Genomic DNA, 19,002 nt, shown 5'->3' on the forward strand with positions numbered 1-19,002 from the left:
CGGGCGCAGCAGGCTGGGAGGTGCCAGAGCGACAGCAGCCGCCAGAGCGGGAAGAGACAGGGAGCGACCATGCCGCAGTACCTCTCACCGGGCGTCTACGTGGAGGAGGTCCAGTCCGGGGCGCGGCCGATCGAGGGCGTCGGCACCGCGGTGGCCGCCTTCATCGGCTTCGCCGAGCGGGGACCCTTCCACCGGCCGACCCTCGTGGCGAACTGGAACCAGTACGTCCAGCTCTTCGGCGGTTTCACCGAGGACGCCTACCTGCCGCACTCCGTCTACGGCTATTTCGCCAACGGCGGCGGCGCGGCGTACGTGGTGCGGGTCGGTGGCGAGGCGACCGACGCCGAGGCCGAAGCCACCGCGCCCGCGCCGGCCGAGCTGGGCGGCCTGCACGTGGCGGCCCTGCCCGGCGCGGGCCCGGACCTGTCGGTCGAGGTGGCCGACGCCGACGGCGAGAACCCGCCCGACGACCGCTTCAAGTTGCTGGTCAAGCAGGGCGGCAAGGTCGTGGAGACCTACGACGTCTCCACGAAGAAGAACGTCAAGAACTACGTCGTGACGCAGGTGTCCGAGCGGTCCAAGCTCATCACGGTCACCGAGCGGTCCAACGGCGCGCTCGCCCGCCCGGACAAGCAGCAGGTGGCGCTGCCCGCCGCGCCCGCGCCGTCGAAGGCGCTGGCTCGGCTCGACGCCAAGGAGTACCTGGGCGACCCGGACGAGCGCACCGGCATGGGCGGCCTGGAGAGCGTGGACGAGGTCACGATGGTGGTCGCGCCCGACCTCATGAGCGCCTACCGGCGCGGCCTGATCGACCTGGAGGGCGTCAAGACCGTCCAGCTCGCGATGATCTCGCACTGCGAGCAGATGGGCGACCGGGTCGCGCTGCTCGACGCGCCGCCCGGGATGAACGCGCAGAAGATCCGCACCTGGCGGCTGGACGAGGCCAACTACGACTCGAAGTACGCGGTGCTGTACTACCCGTGGATCAAGGTCTTCGACCCGGCCAACGGGCGCAACACCCTCGTGCCGCCCGCCGGGCACATCGCGGGCGTGTGGAGCCGCAACGACAACGAGCGCGGCGTGCACAAGGCGCCCGCCAACGAGGTCATCCGCGGCGCGGTGGACCTGGAGATCAACATCAGCAAGAGCGAGCAGGACCTGCTCAACCCGATCGGCGTGAACTGCGTGCGGTCGTTCCCCGGCCGCGGCATCCGGGTGTGGGGCGCGCGCACGCTGTCGTCCGACCCGGCGTGGCGCTACCTCAACGTGCGCCGGCTGTTCAACTTCCTGGAGGAGTCGATCCTGCTGGGCACGCAGTGGGTCGTCTTCGAGCCCAACGACGACCGGCTGTGGGCCAGCATCCGGCGCAACATCACCGGGTTCCTCACCGAGCAGTGGCGGCGGGGCGCGTTGTTCGGCCGCACGCCGGCGGAGGCGTTCTACGTCAAGTGCGACCGGGAGAACAACCCGCGCGAGTCGATCGACCTCGGCCAGGTCGTGTGCGAGATCGGGGTGGCCCCGGTCAAGCCCGCCGAGTTCGTGGTCTTCCAGCTCTCCCAGTTCTCCGACAGCACGAGCCTCGTCAGCGAATGACCCGCCCGCGCGGGCGTGAACGAGAAAGGCGGCACCACCGATGGCAGAGGGCGATGCTCTTTCCACCCACATCTTCGGCGTCCAGCTCGGCGGGTTCACCGTCGAGTCGCTCCAGGAGGTCAGCGGGCTGACCGTCGAGGAGGACGTCGTGGAGGTCTCGCAGGTGACGGAGACCGGCAAGCCGGTGCTGCGCAAGCAGCCGGGCGCGCAGAAGGGCGGTGAGGTGACGCTCACCCGGGGCCTGGACCAGAGCGTCACGTTCACCAACTGGCTCAAGGAAACGCTGGAGAAGGGCGCGGTCACCGCGGCCCGGCAGGACATCACCATCGAGGTCAAGGACACCGAGGGCAACACGGTCCGCCGCATGACGCTGTACCGCGCGTGGGCCAGCAAGTGGGAGGGGCCCTCGTTCAAGGCGGGCGAGTCCAGCGCGGCCACCGAGAAGGTGACGCTCGTGTTCGAGGAGATCACGGTCGAATGAGGCGGCGGACGATCGCGCTCGACCAGCTGGACGAGCTGGTCGAGCCCAAGGACGAGCCGGAGCGCGGCACGGCGCGCGGCGGGCTGCGCACCGAGTTCGACTTCGAGCTGCCGCGGGGCTACGTCGACCCCGACGGCGTGGTGCACCGGCACGGCCGGATGCGCTTGGCCACCGCGCGCGACGAGCTGCGGCCCCAGATCGACCTGCGGGTCAAGGAGAACCCCGGCTACCTCAGCGTGGTGCTGCTCAGCCAGGTCATCACCCGACTGGGCACGGTCCGCGAGGTCCACGCCGGGGTGGTCGAGCAGATGTACGCCACCGACATCGCGTTCCTCCAGGACTTCTACCGGCGGATCAACAGCGAGGGGCACACCCGGGCGGGCGTGACCTGCCCGTCGTGCGGCACCGCGTTCGAGGTCGACCTCGCGGGTGGTCGCCTGGGGGAATCGTGACGTACGCGGCCGACCGGCTGCTCGAAGAGGTCGCGTACGTGGCCTACCACTTCCACTGGCCGCGCGAGGAGATCCTCGACCTGGCGCACCACGAGCGCCAGAGCTGGGTCCGCGAGATCGCGCGCATCAACACGAGGGTGAACGAGGGGAGGTGACCCGATGGGTTTCCGGGACTGGTTGCGGCGCGGGAAGCGTGTCGCGGAGGCGACTTCTGTGGCTGAGGGCGCGGATGGGGCGGGTGCCGCGAGGCCCGAGGCCGACCGGGTCGCCGCTCCTGCTCGTCCAGCCTGGGACGGGGGTTGGCGCGCCGTGCCGCCGTTGGCCGGGGTGGTCCGGCGCGGCGGTGTGGCGGTGGGGGATGGGCTGCGGTTCCGGGACGGGCTGACGTCCTGGCGTGACCACCGGGTCGGCGGGGAGCTGGGGCACTCGGTGAGTGCGAGCGCGCCGTCCGGGCTGGTGGGCGGGGTGATCGGGCCGGAGGTGTCGGAACGTTCGCGCTATTCGGGCGGCGGGCCGTTGCTGGTGGCGTGGCGGGAGGAGGGCGGGCCTGCGGTGCGTGGGGAGGTCGGTGGCGTGGGCGGGAAGGCCCCGACCACCGGAACGGCCGGCCGGTCGCGCGGGGCCCCTGGCGCAAGTGGGACAGACGGGTCCGCCCACACCACCCAGACAACCCAGGCCGCGCGGACCACGCAGACCACGCAGACCGCGCAGACCGCGCAGGCTCTCGGGACCGTCCGGACCGCCCGGACCGCCGGCACTGCCGGGACAGTTCAGGTCTCCCGGTCTGCCCGGAACGCCCCGACCGCAGGGACCGGTCAGACCGCCGAGATTGCCGGAACTGCCGGGAGTGCCGGAACGGCCGGGACCGCCGAGGCCGGCGGGACCGGCCGAACCGCCGCAATCGCGGGGACGTCCGCCACCGCCGGGATCCTCGGGACTGCGGGGATGGCCGGGAACGCCGATATGGCCGGTGGCACTGGCGGGGCAGGTGCGGCCGATGGGGCGGGCGGGGCAGTCGGGATGGCTGGGCCGAAGGCTTCCACCGCACCGCTCGTGGTTTCGCGCGCCACCTCGCCGACCAGCCGACCTCCCGCCTCGTCCACCTCGCCGACCAGCCGTGCTTCCGCCTCGCCGGCGTCGCCGACCAACCAGTCTGCCGCCTCGCCTGCCCCGCGAACTGGTCGGGCTTCCGGATCGCCGGCCTCTCAGGTCAACCGGTCTGCCGCCTCGCCTGCCCCGCCGACCAGCCAGCCGCCCGCCTCGCCCGCCTTGGTGACTGGCCGGTCTGCCGGCTCTGCCGCCGAGTCGCCGAGCGGTCGGCCTGGTGCCTCGTCCACGTCGGCGAGTGATGGGTCTGCCTCGGCGGCGGCGTCGGCGAGTGGGCCGGCCCCTGCGAGCGGGGGGTCTACTGATACCTCCTCCGCTTCGCCGGTCGGTCCGCCTTCAGCCTCGGCGAGTGGTCGGTCCGCCGCCTCGTCCGCCGCACCGCTGACCGGGCTGCCCCCTGTCTCGCTCGCTCCGCCGGCGACAGGCCCGACGTCCGCCGCCTTGCCGGTGATGCGCTCAACCACACCGCCCACCGGCTCGCCTGGGTCGGGGTCCGCCCTGCCGCCTGCCGACTCGCCCGTGGTGCGGGCCACCCCGCCACCCGCCGGCTCACCCACCGGCTCGCCGCCCGTGGTGCGATCCGCCGCGTCGCCCGAGGTGTCGGTTGCCAAGCCGGCTGCGGTGTCGCCTGTGGCACCGGTCGTCCCGAAGTCCGCCCCATCGGCCGGCGCGGCGGCGGTTGCGCCGTCCGCTGCGGCCAACGGGCCGAAGTCGCCCAACACCAGTGCCGTCCAGTTGAGTCCGCTCCGACCCCCGTTGACGCTCGCCAAGCCGCCGATGTCACCGGCCCGCGCGCTCCCCGTGGTGGGTGCCGCGCAGCCGAAGGCCGCCAAGGCGGGCGGGCGACCCGCGTCGCGCTCGGCACCGGTGCTCGGCGAGCCGCTGACGGCCCTGCCCCCGACCGCCTCCACCGGCAGCCACGCCCCGGTGGTGCGGCGCAGCACGTCCCCGACGCCTCCGGTGGCCCGTCCGAAGCGGGGCACCGGGATCGGTGAGCCCATGTCGGACCTCCCGGCCACGGCGTCGCCGGTGAGGGCACGTCAACCGAAGGCACCTGACAGCAAGGCACCCGCCGGCGAGGCACCCGACGGCGATCCACCCGCGCCGCGGACGGCTCCGGCCGTGCGGACCACGCCACCGGACCGGCCGGTGCAGCGCGCGACCGCCACGGCACCGGAAGCCGGTCCGCGACCGCAGCGGCTGCCGGTGGTGACGGTCACCCGGCTCCCGGCCGGGCAGACCACCGCCCAGCTCGCGACGACCCGAGCCGAACCCGAAACCCGCCTGCGGCCCCTGATCGCCGAACGCCCCCTCACCACCAACACCGGCACGGGCCTGCCGGAACCGTTGCCCCACAAGGCGACAAGGCCCGTCGTGAGGCCCCGGTGGCCGGGCACGCCCGCCGCGTCAACAGGCCCGCAGCAGGCCCCATCGTCAACCGGCAGCCCCAGCCGGCCGCCTGTGAGCGCGCCGACCACCCGGAGCGTGCACGTCCAGCGGCACACCGGTCACCAGCGCACCGCCACGGCGGTGGTGCGCCCGACCCCGCCCCAGCCGCTCGACCACGCCTCGAAGCTGCCGTCGATCGCCCACCCTCACCCCTCCGGCACGCCGACCACGCCCGACCGGGACAGGACCGCGACCGCGCCGGCCGATGCCCCGCGCCCGACCGCCGGGAACGCCCCGGTGAAGTGGCCGTCCACCAAGACCGTCCAGCGGGCCTCCACGGCCACCAAGACCACCAAGACCACCCCCGCCCGCACCGACCCGCCGACCGCGGAACGCGGTGACGACGGCAAACCGCAGCTCCCGTTCGACCTCGACGACCTGGCCCGCAGGCTGCTCGACCCGGTCGGCCGGCTCCTGCGCGCCGAGCTGCGCGAGGGCCGCGAGCGCAACGGCCGACTGCACGACCGCCGCCGCTGAGCCGGCCGGCCCGACCAAGGAGCACCAGTGAGCGACGACGTGTTCGCCAGCAGCGTCTTCTTCCGGCTGACCATCGCCGACGACGACCTCGGCATGTTCCACACCTGCGACGGCCTCGGCGCGCAGGTGGAGGTCGAGCAGTACGCCGAGGGCGGCAACAACAACTTCACCTGGAGCCTGCCCTCGCGCATCACTTGGTCCAACATCACCATGACCCGTCCGGTGACCGCCGACTCGGCCAAGGTCCTGAAGTGGTTCAACGAGGTCCTCAAGGAGGCCGACCGCGAGGACGGCGAGATCGTCGCCCTGGCCCCGGACCTCACCCCGATCGTGAGCTGGCAGGTGATGGGCATCATCCCGGTCCGCTGGCAGGGCCCCAGCTTCGACCCGAACCAGTCCCAGGCCGCCGTGGAGACGCTGGAGTTCGCCCACGAGGGCCTCCACGCGTCCGGCGACGACTGAGCGCGAGCGAGGAGGGCGGACCGTGGCATCGAAGTTCCAGGCCGGGGTCGCGAAGACGGGCAAGGCCGTCTCGGCGTACTTCGGCTCCGGGCTCGTCAAGGCGCAGTTGGTGATCATGGAACCGCCGGCGACGAGCGGGGCCAAACCGGGTGCGCGGCTGGCCACGGTCAAGTTCCAGTTCAACCCCAACCGGCTCTCGCTGAGCAAGAGCGTCGAGTGGCGGCGCAAGCCCGCGCGGATGGCCGACCAGGCTTCCCTGCCGGAGTTCGTCGGCAGCGGCCCGCGGTCGTTGAGCGTGGACGTGTTCCTGGACGCGACCTCGGAGCACGACAACTCGGTGGAGGAGGGGGTGGAGAAGCTGATGATCGCCTGCGTCCCGACGAAGGCCAGCCTGCGCAAGGAGAAGCCCGCCAGCCCGTGGGTGCGCTTCGAGTGGGGCACCGCCAAGTCGGTGTCCTTCGACGGCGTGCTGTCCAGCCTGTCGGTGGAGTACTCGCTGTTCGACGTCGACGGCAAGCCGCTGCGCGCCACCTGCTCGCTGTCCATCGAGGAGGCGGGCACGGGCACGCCCGGCCAGAACCCGACCTCCGGCTCGCGGGAGGCCCGGCGCACGCACCGCGTGGTCGCCGGGGACAGCCTGCCCCAGCTCGCGTGGCGCGAGTACGGCGACGCCACCGCGTGGCGGGTCATCGCCGAGGCCAACGACATCGACGACCCCATGGTCCTGGTGCCCGGCACGGAGCTGCTGGTGCCGGGCACCGCGGGTGGAACGGAGGAGGAGCGGTGACCACGCCGAACGCGATGGGGGACAGCCACGCCGCCAGCGCGGTGATCACGGTGGATGGCAGAGAGCTGGGCGACGAGGCGAAGTTCCTGGTCCGCTGCGTCGTGGACGAGAACGTCGGGCTGCCCGACAGCGCGGTGCTGACCTACCGCGACGCGAACCGGGAGCTGCTCCAGCGGGCCGCCGTCAGGATCGGCAGCCGGATCGACGTGGCGATCGCCGCCTCCGTCGCGACCGAGGCCGAGCGCGTGTTCAGCGGTGAGGTCACCGCGCTGGAGATGGACTACGACAGCAACGCCGTGCTGGTGGTGATCCGGGCGATGAGCCGGGCGCACCGCCTGATGCGCGGCCGCAAGGTGCAGGCGTTCCGCAACATGTCCGCGTCGGCCGTGGTGCGCAAGGTCGCCCTCGGCGCGGGCCTGACCGTGGGCCGGCTGGACGTCGCCAACGTCACCTACCGGCACCTGAGCCAGGCCGGGGTCTCCGACTGGGACTTCCTCCAGATGCTCGCCCAGGAGCACGACGCCGTGGTCCGGGTGGACGACGGCGGGGAACGGCTGGAGTTCGTCAAGCTCACGCCCGCGAGCAAAGCCCCGAAGGCGGCCGCAGCGGGCGACCCGCACGTGCTGCGGTTCGGCAGGAACACCCACTCCCTGCGCGCCGTGCTCACCACGGCCGACCAGGCCAACGGCGTCGAGGTGCGGAGCTGGGACGTGGCCACCAAGAAGGCGCTGGTCGCGGTGCAGCCCAACACCCCGAGCAAGACCGTCCGGCCGGGGTTGGCCGCGAGCACGGCCAACGCGAAGTTCCCCACGAAAGCGCCGTTGCTGGTCACGGACACCCCCTACGCGACCCAGGCCGAGGCGACCCGCGTGGCGCGCTCGCTGGAGGCGTCCACCGGCGCGGGCTTCGGCGAGCTGGAAGCCGTGGTCGACGGCAACCCCAAGCTCCGCGCGGGCGACCCCGTGACGCTGGCGCGCTACGGCCCCGACTTCGACGGCAGCTACACCGTGACCGGCGCGCGCCACGTCCTCGGGCCCGAGACCGGCTACCGCACCACGTTGACCGTCAGCGCCTCCTACGACCGCTCCCTGGCGGGCCTGGTCACGGGCGGCAACGCGCCCGCCCGCAGCCAGCGGGTGCCCGGCCTGGCGACCGGGATCGTCACCGACATCAAGGAACCCGGCCGGGACCAGCGCGGCTGGGTGCGGCTCAAGTTCCCCTGGCTGGACGACAACTACGTCACGGACTGGGTCCGCACCGTGCAGTGGGGCGGCGTCGGCGGCGGCGGGGTGTTCAGCCCCGAGGTGGACGACGAGGTCCTGGTCGGCTTCGAGCAGGGCAGCCTGGACCGGCCCTACGTGATCGGCGGGCTCTACAACGGCGTCGACAAGCCCTCGCCGCACGGCCGCGCCCTGGTGGACCCCCTGCGCGGCAAGGTCAACCGCCGCTCCGTCGCCGACCGCAACGGCAACCGGTTGGAACTGCTGGACAGCCGGGCCGCCACCGGTGTCCGGCTGGTCACGGGCGACGAGCGGCTGGAAGTCCTGCTGGACGACAAGCAGAACCGGGTCGAGGTGTCCGTGCGCGGCGCGAAGGGCGCGATGGCGCTCAGCTCCGTGACCCTGAGCAGCACCGGAGCCACGGTCAAGGCCGGCACGGGTTCCGTCACGCTCGACAGGTCCGGCATCACCATCGACGCAGGCGTGGGCGTGCTCACGCTCAAGGGCACCCTCATCAAGCTCAACTGACCACGTGAGGAGAGTTCCGCCATGCCCATCGCCGCCCGTCAGGGCGACCTGACCGTGCACGGCGGCGCGATCGGCGCGCCGCTCAACCCGCTCTCGGCGGCCCACCTGCTCACGGTGCTGATCGAGGGCAAACCCGCCGCGACGATCAACTGCGTGCACGTGTGCGCCGTGGTGCCGCACAACGCCGTGCCCAACATCGTCATGGTGACGCCCGCCATCGCGCGCCGGGGCGTGCTCATCGGCGGCCTGGCCGCCGTCGGGGCGCTGGACGAGACCTCCTGCAAGGCCAAGATCTCGCCCCGGCCGGGCACCGTGATGATCGGGGGTGCGCTGTGAGCGCCGACTTCGTCGGCCGCGGCTGGGGCTTCCCGCTGCGCGTCGGCCCCACCGGCGGCATCGGCATGGTCGACCGGGACCAGGAGATCCAGGAGGCCATCCGGCTGATCCTCGGCACCGCGCCGGGTGAGCGCCCGATGCGGCCGGAGTTCGGCTGCGGCATCCACGACCTGGTGTTCGCCACCGCCGACGGCGCGACCGCCGGGCGGGTCTCGCGCGAGGTGCGCACGGCCCTGGACCGCTGGGAACCGCGCATCGACGTGACCGACGTGGTGGTGGCGTTCGACTCGGTCGACGTCGGCACGCTCTACATCGACATCCGCTACACCGTGAAGTCCACCAACGACCAGCGCAACCTGGTCTTCCCGTTCTACACGATCCCGTCCGAGGAAGGGGAGGCCGACTGATGGCGATCCCAGCGCCCAACCTGGACGACCGCCGCTTCCAGCAGTTCGTGGACGAGGCCAAGCGCTACGTCCAGCAGAGCTGTCCGGAGTGGACCGACCACAACGTGTCCGACCCCGGCGTCACCCTCATCGAGACCTTCGCGCAGATGACCGACCAGCTCGTGTACCGGCTGAACCGGGTGCCGGAGAAGAACTACCTGGCGTTCCTGGACCTGCTCGGCGTGCGCCTGTTCCCGCCCACCGCGGCCCGCGCGCGGGTGACGTTCTGGCTGTCCGCGCCGCAGGCGGAGACCGTGTCACTGCCCGCGGGCACCGAGGTCGCGACCATGAGCACGGAGTCCGCCGAGGCGACGGTGTTCGCCACCACCGGCGAACTGCCGATCGTGCCGTGCGACCTGGCGCGGCTGGTGACCAGGTCCGCGTCGGGCGAGCACGCCGACCGCACCCGCGACCTGGAGGCGGGCAAGGACGTGCCGTGCTTCCAGGGCACGCCCGAGCCCGGCGACGCCACCCTGTTCGGGCTGACCGCCGCCGTGCCGAACTGCGTGGTGGTGCTGCGGCTGGAGAGCCGTGTCGAGGGCATCGGCGTGGACCCCCGGCAGCCACCCCTGGTGTGGGAGGCGTGGACCGGCGTGGACTGGGCCGCCTGCGAGGTGGACGAGGACGGCACCGGCGGCCTGAACCGGCCGGGCGAGGTCGTGCTGCACGTGCCCGCCGGCCACACCACGTCGGTGATCGCCGGGCAGCGCGCGGGCTGGCTGCGCTGCCGGGTCACCGAGCCGGTGCCCGGCCAGCCGTTCTACTCCGAGTCGCCGACCGTCCGCGAGGCCGAGGCGTACACGATCGGCGGCACGGCCACCGCCGAGCACGCCGAGACCGAGGTCGACGTGCCGCTGGGCGAGTCGGCCGGCGTGCCCGGCCAGCGGTTCCGCGTGCCGAGGGCGCCGGTGCTGCTGGACGGCGACCCGGTGGTCGTCCAGGTCTCCGCCGGCGACGGCTGGGAGGACTGGTCGGTGGTCGAGGACTTCGGGGTCTCCGGGCCCGACGACCGGCACGTGGTGCTCGACGCGTCGATCGGCGAGTTCCAGTTCCCGCCCGCGGTCCGCGAGGCCGACGGCACGTTGCGCCGCTACGGCGCGGTGCCGCCGAAGGGCGCGGTGCTGCGGGTGGCGCGCTACCGCACCGGCGGCGGGCGGTCGGGCAACGTCGCGCGCGGCGTGATCTCGGTGCTGCGCAGCTCGGTGCCCTACGTGTCGGCGGTGGTGAACCGGGAGGCCGCGACCGGCGGCGTGGACGCCGAGACGGTGGCCGAGGCGAAGCTGCGCGCGCCGAACCAGCTCCGGGTGCAGGACCGCGCGGTCACCGCGGAGGACCACGAGCTGATCGCGCGGCAGGCCGCGCCGTCGTTGGCCCGCGTGCGCTGCCTGCCCGTGGAGGGGGAGGCGGGTGCGGCGCGGGTGCTGGTGGTGCCCGACGCGGTGGCCGACGAGGGCGACCGGTTGCGGTTCGAGCAGCTCGTCCCGTCCGACGAGGTGCTGGCCGCGGTCTCGGGCCGGTTGGACGAGCGGCGGCTGCTCGGCACCCGGCTGGTCGTGGAACCGCCGCGCTACCAGGGGATCACGGTGGTGGCCCGGCTCACCGCGGCCGACGCGAACCAGGTGCGCGAGGACGCCTTGACGGCGCTGTACCGGTACCTCAACCCGCTGCGCGGCGGACCGGACGGCCGCGGGTGGGGCTTCGGCAGGCCGGTGCAGTTCGGCGAGGTGTTCTCGGTGCTCCAGGCGGTGCCCGGGGTGCTGCTGGTGGACGAGATCCGGATGTTCCCGGCGAACCCGGTGACCGGGGCGCGGGGCGCGCCGGTCGACCGGCTGGACGTCGCGCCCAACGCGCTGGTCTTCTCCCACCAGCACCAGGTCGCGGTCGGTGCGCCGTGACCAGGGCGGCGTTGCCGGAGCTGCCGAGCAGCCACCCGTTGGGCGACATGCTGCCCGCGCTGTACGCGACGGACGACTTCGCGCAGCGGTTCACCTCCGGTCTGGACGCCGTGCTGTCCGCTGTGCTGTCCACCTTGGACAACCTGCCCGCGTACCTCGACCCGGCGCTCGCGCCCGAGGACTTCCTGGCGTGGCTGTCGTCGTGGGTCGCGGCGGGGCTGGACCCGGCGTGGCCCGAGCCGCTGCGGCGGGCGTTGGTGCGCCGGGCCGTGGAGCTGCACCGCAAGCGCGGCACGGCCCGCGGGTTGGTCGAGCGGCTGGAGCTGTCGCTCGGGGTGGGCGCGGAGGTGGCGGACGGTCCCGGCGCGCGCTGGTCGGGCACACCCGACACGCCGCTGCCGGGTGCGGCGGCCGAGGTGGTCGTGGTGCGGGTGTGGCCGGGCTCGTCCGGTGCGGTGGACCGGGAGCGGGTCGAGGCGCTGGTCGGCGCGGTGTGCCCGGTGCACGTCCGGTGCGCGGTCGAGGTGCTGGACGCGCCGCCCGCGGGTGAGGGGTGATGGCCGTGGTGCGCCCGTGCCCGCAGTGCGGCGCGTCCGTGCAGGACGGCGACGACTTCTGCGGCAACTGCGGAACCTACCTGGGGTGGTCCGCAGAAGCCGCCCGACCGGCCGCGGAACCCTCGACCCCGCCCGTCGGGCAGGGGACGTCCGCGCCGGAACCGGCCGTGGCGCGGGAAGCGGCGAAGGCCCCGGTCGAGAAAGGGCCGGGGCGGTCGGACGCAGGCCCGGGAGCGGGCGAGGACCCGGTCGAACAGCAGCCGGAGCGGCCGGCGGGGGAGGAGCCCCTGGCGTCGCGGGTCGAGGCGGCCATCGAGGAAGGGCCGCCGGACCCGGCGGCACCGGTCGCCGCCGCGCGCGAGCCGGCGGACCCCGCCCGACCCGGCCTGTGGGCCCGCTGGCGCGCCTGGGTCCGCTCGCGTTTCGGCGAGGACGGCGCGACACCGCCCGCCGAGACCGGACCACGCGCCACCGAACGACCGGAAGCGGCGCGGGTCCGGACCACCGCCGGGTCGGAGGCGGTCCTCGCCGAGGGGCGGTCGGACGTGGTGCTGGGGCCCGTGCTGCCGGCCCGGCCGGAGGCCAAGCGCCCGTTGCCGAGCACGACCACCGAGGTTGAGGTGGACGGTCCGCCGTGCCCGGTGTGCGGCACCGCCAACCCGCCGGGCCGCCGGTTCTGCCGCCGCTGCGCCACCCCGCTCCAGGGCGGCACCCCGGCCCCGGTCGAGGGACGTCACCGCCGCCCGCGCCGGCACGGCGACACGTCCCGGTGGCTGCGCCGGCTGGCCGCGCTGCTCGTGGTCGCCGCGCTGGTGGTCGCCGGCATCCTGTTCTACCCCCGGGGAGTCGAGCTGTTCGAGGACCTGCGCGACCGGCTGGCCACACCGGCGGCGATCGCGCCCGTCCGCACGGCCGCCACGGCCGAGGTGCCCGACCACCCGGCCGCGGCCGCCGTGGACGGGCTGTCGAACCGGTACTGGGGCGCGCCCGCCGTGGGCGACGCGGTCGAGTTCGGCTTCGACCGGCCGTTCCGGCTGCTGTCGGTCGTCGTCCACACCGGCGCGTCGGCGCAGCCCGAGCAGTTCCGCGAGCAGGCCCGGCCCACGGCCGTGGACCTGGTCGTGACGGTCTCCGGCGGCGCCACCCGCACGATCCCGGTGACGCTCAACGACCAGCCGGGACCGCAGCGCACCGACACCGGCATCAGCGACGTGGTCGCGGTGCGCTTGGTCGTGACGTCCGCCGCGGGGCTGGGCGCCGGCCGGCACGTGGCGCTCGGCGAGGTCGAGTTCTTCCGCCGCTCCTGACCGGGCGGGCAGCAGGCGCGGACGGGTCCGCGCACGGATGGAGAGGAGCACCCCGTGGACATCGCAGTGGTCACCGGCTCGGCCGGGCTCGTGGGCGGCGAGGCGGTGCGGCGGCTCGCGCCGCGGTTCGACCTGGTCGTCGGCATCGACAACGAGATGCGGCAGGAGTTCTTCGGCCCGGCCGGGTCGGTGGCCCGCGGCCTGGCCGAGGTCCGGCGCGTCCCCAACTACCGGCACCACCGGGCCGACGTGCGCGACCAGGCGGCGGTGGACGAGATCCTGCGCACGTGGGGCTCGGACGTGCGACTGGTGGTGCACGCGGCCGGGCAGCCCAGCCGCGCCTGGTCCGCCGAGCGGCCCCTGGTCGACTTCGGGGTCAACGCGGTGGGCGCGGTCACCGTGCTCGACTCGGTCCGGCGGCACTGCGGCGAGGCGGTGTTCGCGCACGTGTCCACGGTCAAGGTCTACGGCGACGTGCCGGACGCGCTGCCCCTGGTCGAGACCGCGACCCGGTGGGAGCTGGACCCGTCCCACCCCTTCCACGAGCACGGCGTGGACGAGTCGCTGCGGCTGGACCGCGCGGACCGCACGTTCCTCGGCGTGTCGAAGCTGGCCGCCGACCTCGCCGCCCAGGAGTACGGCCGCCGGCTCGGCATGAGGGTGGGCGTGTTCCGGTGCGGCAGCCTCACCGGCGCGGGGCAGGCGGGCGTGCGCGAGCACGGCTTCGTGTCCCACCTGGTGCGCAGCGCCGTGCGCGGCACGCCGTACCCGGTCCTCGGCCACGGCGGCAAGCAGGTGCGCGACGTGCTCGACGCGCGTGACCTGGTGGACGCCGTGTGGCAGTTCCACCTCGACCCCCGACCCGGCGAGGTCTACCACCTGGGCGGCGGCCGCGAGCGCGCCGCCTCGGTGCTGGAGCTGATCGCCCGCTACGAGCACCTGACGGGCGTGGAGGTGCGGTTCGACTACTCGCCGCAGGCCGGGTTCGCCGACCCGCGGTGGTGGATCAGCGACACCCGCAAGTTCCGACGCGACTACCCCGCCTGGTCGCCCGCGCACGGCCTGGACGACGTGCTGCTGGCCCTGCACGAGCACTGGGCCGCGGCGGAGGAGGTCGTCCAGGCGTGACTTCCATTCCCCTTGACCGGGCGACATCCCGCGGTGTTGAGTGCTGGTCGGGCGTCTTCACGCCACTCTTCACGCCACTCGGCCCCCATGAAGAACTCTTGTAGAAGCGCTTGAGAGCGCCTGAAGTCGCGCCTCGCAGACTCGGTGTCGGGGAACCGGATCTGTGGGAGGCAGCGGTGGAACGAGTTCGGGTCGTCGTCCAGGCGGCGGATCACCTGAGCCTGGCTGGGCTGACCAGCTACCTCGGCTCGCGGGCCGAGATCGTGGTCCTGGACCGGGACCAGCGGGCGCGGGCCGACGTGGTCGTGGCCGCGGTCGACCGGATCGGCCCCGAGGTGCTGACCGGCCTGCGGCGGATCGCCGCCGACGTCGGCGCGCCGGTGGTGCTGGTCCTCGACGAGATCGGCGAGAACGACGTGCTGGCGGCCGTGGAGTGCCGGGTGGTGGCGATCCTGCCCCGTGCGGCGGCGACCGGCGAGCGGGTGCTGCGCAGCGTCCTGGCGGCCGCGTCGGGCGGCGGCGTCATGCCGCCCAGCCTGGTCGCGGAGCTGCTCAAGCACGTGGAACGGCTCCAGCGCGAGCTGGTGTCGCCCGACGCGAGCGTGCCCAAGCTGACGCCGCGCGAGGCGGACGTGCTGCGGCTGATGGCCGAAGGGCTGGACACCGCCGAGATCGCCGGCCGGCTGTCCTACTCCGAGCGCACGATCAAGAACGTCTTCTACGGGTTGACCACCAGGCTCAACCTGCGCAACCGGCCGCACGCGGTCGCCTACGCCCTGCGGAAGGGGATGATCTGAGGTGGACGAGACACTGGTGGCCGAGCGGGATCGCGCCAAGCTGCGGCGGGTGGTCGACCTGGTGCGGCGGGGCCTGAGGTCCGGGAGCGCGCCGCGCGGCGCACGGCCGGACCGGGGCTGGGTGATGTCGGCGGACGGCGTGATCGGCGCACCGGCGGCGGCCGACGACCAGCCCGCCGCGACAACCGGCGGGTGAGGCGCCAGCCGGCCACGAGCCGGCCGGGCACCACGGAGCGCTCGCGGTGCGGGCAGCCGTGTCGCCGGTCGGCTGCGCGCCGGTGGTCCAGGGGCAACCGCGTCGGCGGTCAGCCGACGCGGGCGGTGGCCCGGCGGACGTCCCAGGCGGCACCCAGGTCGCGGTAGATGCCGACGGCTTCGCGCAGCGCCGCGCCCGCCTCCTCCGCCCGCCTGCCCCGGGAGAGCAACACCGCGCGGTCCTCCAACGTCTGCGCCGCCTCGAACACCCGCCCCACCGACCGGTAGTGCGCGACGACGTCCGTGAGCCCGTCCGGGTTCTCCTCCAGCACGCAGCGGCAGCGCCGCGCCGCCGCGGCGGCCCTGGCCGCGGTCGACTCCATGGCCGCCTCCGCCTCGCAGGCCTCGACCGCGGCACGCGCGGTCGCCCGGTCGCCGCAGTCCAACGCCACCCGGACCAGCTCGGGCAACCACTGGTGCCGCAGCATCATCCGGGCGTACTCGGTGTCGAGGATCCCTCCCCACACCTCGATCGACCCGGCGTGGTCGCCGTTGCGGTACGCCGCGGCGGCCCGCGCCGCGACCAGGAAGTCGTTGTTCTCCCGGTTGGCCGCGGTCGCCAGGGACAGCGCGAGGCCCTCGTGCAGGTGCCGCTTGAGGGTGACCTCGTCGTCCCGGTGCGCGGCGATCAGCGCGGCGACGCCGTGCAGCAGCATCAACCCGCCCTCGCGCAGGCCGAACCCGCTGATCCCGGAGTCGTCGTCGAGCACCGCGTCGAGCCGGCCCACCGCCTCGTCCCAGCCGCCGAGCCAGAACCGGTGCACGGCCGCGCCCACCTGGAGCGCCGCCACGGGCGCGCCGTGCCCGGCCGCGTCGAACGCCTGCCGCATCGTGTCGGTCGCCTCGTCCAGCCGGTCCAGGCACTGGAGCGTGAACACCCGGTTGTCCAGCAGCACCAGCTTCAGGTCCGTGAGGCTGTAGTCGGTGCCCACGATGTCCAACGCCTGGTCGAGGTAGGCCAGCGCGCTCACGTAGTCCCTCCGTGCCGCGTCGACCTGCCACAGCACCTCCAAAGACTGGCCGATCGCGAACGGGTCGGCCGCGCGTTCCCCGACCGCGATGGACTCGCGCGCGCTCGCCGCCGCCGCGTCGAGGTCGTCCAGCCCGGCGCGCTGCACCAGCGCCAGCAGCGACAGCAGCCGGGCCCGCCACGCGCCCGGCAGCACCGGGTCGGCCAGCGTCTCCCGCAGCGACGCGAGCGCCTGCTCCGGCCGCGACGCGCGGAACGGCACGTAGGCCGACGTCCACCGCACCTCCGCGATCCGGTCCGGGTCGCGCAGGTGCGGCAGTGCCCGCCGGGCGTGGTGCTCGGCCTCGGCGTCCCGGCCGATGCGGAACAGCGCGCTGCTCAGGTGCGCCCGCAGCGTCGCGGCCTGCTCCTCGGGCACGGCGGTGGACCGCAACGCCCGTTGCAGCAGTTCGACCGCGACCAGGGGCGCTTCGTAGACCAGCGCGGGAGCCCGCGCCAGCAGCCAGTCCACCACCCACGCGCCGAAGTCGCCGGCCGCGGCCAGCAACTGCTCGGCCACGTGGTGGACCGGCGCGCCGGCGTCCGCGAGCGCCTGCGCGGCCTGTTGGTGCAGGGCGTTGCGCAACGCCGCGGGCGTCCGTTCGTACAACGCCTGCCGCAGCACCGGGTGCCGGAACGCGATGCGCGACCCGGCGTCGCGCAGCACCCCCGCCGCGGCGGCCTCCTCGAACGATGTCACCAGCTCCGCCACCGGCCGGGACAGCACGATCGACAGCCCGTCGACGGAGAACTCGCCACCCAGCAGCGCGGCCCACCGCAGCACCTCGCGCGTGGGCGCGGAGACCAGGTCGAGGCGGCCGTCCACGGCGGACACCAGGGAGCCGGGCACCCGGTCGAACGCGTGCTCGCCCACCTCGGCCACGTCCTCGCCGACCACCACCAGCCGCTCGCGCAGCAGGGCGTCCGCGACCTCCCGCACGTACAGCGGGTTGCCGCCCGCCCGCGCGGCGATCTCGCGCAGCGCCGGACCGGGCGGCGCGCCCACCAGCCGCCCGACGATGTCGGCCACGTCCGCGTCGCCCAGCGGCGCGAGGTCCAGCACCACACCGCCACCGGACTCCACGACGCGGCGCAGCCGGACCACCTCCGCCCGGCGCGGCACCGGCCGCGCCGCGCCCATCAGCAGCAGCGGCAGCCGCCGGGTCAGCCCGCCGAGCCGACGCCACACCTCGGTACTGCTCTCGTCGGCCCACTGGAGGTCGTCCAGCGCCAGCGCCAGCGGCGCGTCCCCGCACAACCGCTCCACCAGGTCGACCAGCCGGTCGACGCCGCCCGCGACCGGGTCGCCGTTGCCGAAGATCGACCCGGCGGGCTGCCGCTCGCGCAGCGCCCGCGCCACGGCCGCGCGACGCGGGTCGGCGGCGGCGAGATCGACCCCGAGCGCGTCCAGCGCCAGCCGGAGCGGGAAGCGGCTGTCCAGCTCGTCGGCCACCGCGTGGGCGGTCTGGTGCCCGGCCAGCCCGGCGCGGGCCAGCGCGGCGGCCAACAGCGCCGACTTGCCGATGCCCATCTCGCCCTCGACCCACAGCGTCCCTCCGCGTCCGGCGGCCAGGCCCTCGACCGCCCGCGAGACCGCGGCCAGCTCGGCGTCCCGGCCCAGCAGCACGGGTTCGTCGGAAGCGCGGACCACCGGCGCGGCGTGGTGCGGGGCGAAGCGGTCGGCGAACGACGGCGCGGCGGACGACGGCGGCGTGGCGCGCGGGGGAGTCGGCGCGGAGCCCGTGCCGCCCAGCACGAGCCGGTGCGCCGCGCGCAACCCCGGCCCCGGCTCCACGCCCAGCTCGGCCAGCAGCACCCGGCGGGCGTCGCGGAACACCTCCAACGCCTCCGCGCCGCGCCCACCGCGGTGCAGTGCCAGCACCAGCAGCTCGCGCGCCCGTTCCCGCAGCGGTTCCTCGGCGACCAGCGCGCCGAGGTCGGCGATCACGTCGGTGTGCGTGCCGGTCGCCAGGGCCGCCTCGGCGCGCAGCTCGCGCGCGGCGGTCCGCTCCGAGGCCAACTCCCGCCGCCGGGACTCGGCGAACGGCCCGGTGAGGCCCGCCAGCGCCTCGCCGCGCCACAACGCCAGCGCAGCGTCGAACGAGCCGAGCGCCGCGTCCGGGTCACCGTCGGCCAGCTGCCGCTGCCCCCGCGCCCGCAACGCCCGGAAGTCGGCCAGGTCGGAGTCGTCCGGGTCCCACCGGAGGCGGTAGCCGGACCCCACCGACTCCAGCACCTTCGACGCCGTCCCGCGAGGCCGGTCGGGCTCCAACGCCTTGCGCAGCAACGAGACGTAGGTGTGCACGCTGCCCTCCGCGGTGGCCGGCGCGTCCTGACCCCACACCCCGGCCACCAGGTCGCTCCGCCGCACCGCCGCGCCGGCCCGCAAGGCGAGCATCGTGAACACCGCCCGGGGCCGCGCCGAACCCAACGGCACCTCCCGATCCCCGATCCAAGCGCGCACCGGCCCCAGCACGGCCAACCGCAACCCCGACATCTCGCCTGCCCTCCCAAGGCTCCTCACGTCGCGGGACGCCTCCGCACCCCACGACCGCGCGCGTCCGCACGCCTGGTTCCCGGAGGTCGCCCGGTGCCGACGCGCACGTCCTCCCCTTCCCCGCTCCGCCCCGCACCCCCGGCGAGGGCGGCTCGCGCCACGCGACGCGGCCGCGTTCCGGCCCGCCGCACGTTCCAGCCCCGCCCCGGCGGCGGCCGA

18 protein-coding genes are annotated in these 19,002 nt (G+C 74.5%); 16 read left to right on the forward strand and 2 right to left on the reverse strand.

The genetic code is table 11. The features are described from left to right. Window positions 1–69: 69 nt before the first annotated feature. Genes LZG04_RS10895 through LZG04_RS10910 form a run of 4 tightly spaced genes read left to right on the forward strand, consistent with a single transcriptional unit; the run spans window position 70 to window position 2,681 of the window. Complete coding sequence (locus LZG04_RS10895) at window positions 70–1,593, forward strand: phage tail sheath family protein (RefSeq protein ID WP_233815713.1); 1,524 nt, start codon at window positions 70–72, stop codon at window positions 1,591–1,593. Between the two features lie 40 nt (window positions 1,594–1,633). Then, complete coding sequence (locus tag LZG04_RS10900) at window positions 1,634–2,074, forward strand: phage tail protein (RefSeq protein WP_233815714.1); 441 nt, start codon at window positions 1,634–1,636, stop codon at window positions 2,072–2,074. Further along, window positions 2,071–2,526, forward strand: coding sequence for a hypothetical protein (locus LZG04_RS10905; protein WP_233815715.1), 456 nt, complete (start codon window positions 2,071–2,073; stop codon window positions 2,524–2,526). Before LZG04_RS10900 ends, LZG04_RS10905 begins: the two co-directional genes overlap by 4 nt. Further along, complete coding sequence (locus LZG04_RS10910; RefSeq protein WP_176947121.1) at window positions 2,523–2,681, forward strand: DUF6760 family protein; 159 nt, start codon at window positions 2,523–2,525, stop codon at window positions 2,679–2,681. The genes LZG04_RS10905 and LZG04_RS10910 overlap by 4 nt, the downstream gene beginning before the upstream one ends. Window positions 2,682–3,731: 1,050 nt before the next feature. On the opposite strand, the gene LZG04_RS10915 is transcribed toward LZG04_RS10910, so the two are convergent. Further along, complete coding sequence (locus LZG04_RS10915; RefSeq protein ID WP_233815716.1) at window positions 3,732–4,634, reverse strand: hypothetical protein; 903 nt, start codon at window positions 4,632–4,634, stop codon at window positions 3,732–3,734. A 460-nt stretch (window positions 4,635–5,094) separates the two neighbouring features. Here LZG04_RS10915 and LZG04_RS10920 point away from each other — a divergent pair, with 460 nt between their 5' ends. From LZG04_RS10920 to LZG04_RS10975, 12 genes are all read left to right on the forward strand, one after another. Further along, entirely contained in the window at window positions 5,095–5,559 is a 465-nt protein-coding gene (locus tag LZG04_RS10920) for a hypothetical protein (protein ID WP_233815717.1), read from the forward strand. A gap of 27 nt (window positions 5,560–5,586) precedes the next feature. Further along, window positions 5,587–6,021 carry a phage tail protein gene (locus LZG04_RS10925; RefSeq protein WP_233815718.1) on the forward strand — a complete coding sequence of 145 codons (435 nt, stop codon included), beginning with the start codon at window positions 5,587–5,589 and terminating at the stop codon, window positions 6,019–6,021. A gap of 22 nt (window positions 6,022–6,043) precedes the next feature. Beyond that, window positions 6,044–6,808, forward strand: a complete 765-nt coding sequence (locus LZG04_RS42430; RefSeq protein ID WP_233815719.1) for a LysM peptidoglycan-binding domain-containing protein — start codon at window positions 6,044–6,046, stop codon at window positions 6,806–6,808. Further along, a complete protein-coding gene (locus LZG04_RS10935; RefSeq protein WP_233815720.1) occupies window positions 6,805–8,556 on the forward strand; it encodes a VgrG-related protein in 1,752 nt (583 codons plus the stop codon). The genes LZG04_RS42430 and LZG04_RS10935 overlap by 4 nt, the downstream gene beginning before the upstream one ends. 21 nt (window positions 8,557–8,577) lie before the next feature. Beyond that, complete coding sequence (locus tag LZG04_RS10940) at window positions 8,578–8,892, forward strand: PAAR domain-containing protein (protein WP_233815721.1); 315 nt, start codon at window positions 8,578–8,580, stop codon at window positions 8,890–8,892. Continuing rightward, the gene (locus LZG04_RS10945) at window positions 8,889–9,299 is read left to right on the forward strand and encodes a GPW/gp25 family protein (RefSeq protein WP_233815722.1); all 411 of its coding nucleotides are present in this window, start codon (window positions 8,889–8,891) and stop codon (window positions 9,297–9,299) included. Before LZG04_RS10940 ends, LZG04_RS10945 begins: the two co-directional genes overlap by 4 nt. Then, window positions 9,299–11,233: a putative baseplate assembly protein gene (locus LZG04_RS10950; RefSeq protein WP_233815723.1), complete on the forward strand. Its 1,935-nt coding sequence runs from the start codon at window positions 9,299–9,301 to the stop codon at window positions 11,231–11,233. Before LZG04_RS10945 ends, LZG04_RS10950 begins: the two co-directional genes overlap by 1 nt. Further along, entirely contained in the window at window positions 11,230–11,790 is a 561-nt protein-coding gene (locus LZG04_RS10955; protein ID WP_233815724.1) for a phage tail protein, read from the forward strand. Before LZG04_RS10950 ends, LZG04_RS10955 begins: the two co-directional genes overlap by 4 nt. Then, complete coding sequence (locus LZG04_RS10960; RefSeq protein WP_233815725.1) at window positions 11,790–13,097, forward strand: zinc-ribbon domain-containing protein; 1,308 nt, start codon at window positions 11,790–11,792, stop codon at window positions 13,095–13,097. Before LZG04_RS10955 ends, LZG04_RS10960 begins: the two co-directional genes overlap by 1 nt. 54 nt (window positions 13,098–13,151) lie before the next feature. Next, window positions 13,152–14,225: an NAD-dependent epimerase/dehydratase family protein gene (locus LZG04_RS10965; RefSeq protein ID WP_233815726.1), complete on the forward strand. Its 1,074-nt coding sequence runs from the start codon at window positions 13,152–13,154 to the stop codon at window positions 14,223–14,225. A 176-nt stretch (window positions 14,226–14,401) separates the two neighbouring features. Next, entirely contained in the window at window positions 14,402–15,022 is a 621-nt protein-coding gene (locus LZG04_RS10970; RefSeq protein ID WP_233815727.1) for a response regulator transcription factor, read from the forward strand. 1 nt (window position 15,023) lies between these two features. Then, window positions 15,024–15,218, forward strand: coding sequence for a hypothetical protein (locus LZG04_RS10975; RefSeq protein WP_233815728.1), 195 nt, complete (start codon window positions 15,024–15,026; stop codon window positions 15,216–15,218). A 109-nt stretch (window positions 15,219–15,327) separates the two neighbouring features. Here the strand turns inward: LZG04_RS10975 and LZG04_RS10980 are convergent, their stop codons facing one another. Continuing rightward, window positions 15,328–18,783, reverse strand: coding sequence for a BTAD domain-containing putative transcriptional regulator (locus tag LZG04_RS10980; protein WP_233815729.1), 3,456 nt, complete (start codon window positions 18,781–18,783; stop codon window positions 15,328–15,330). Window positions 18,784–19,002 lie beyond the last annotated feature (219 nt).

It is taken from the genome of Saccharothrix sp. S26, assembly GCF_021390395.1.
Lineage (GTDB): Bacteria > Actinomycetota > Actinomycetes > Mycobacteriales > Pseudonocardiaceae > Actinosynnema.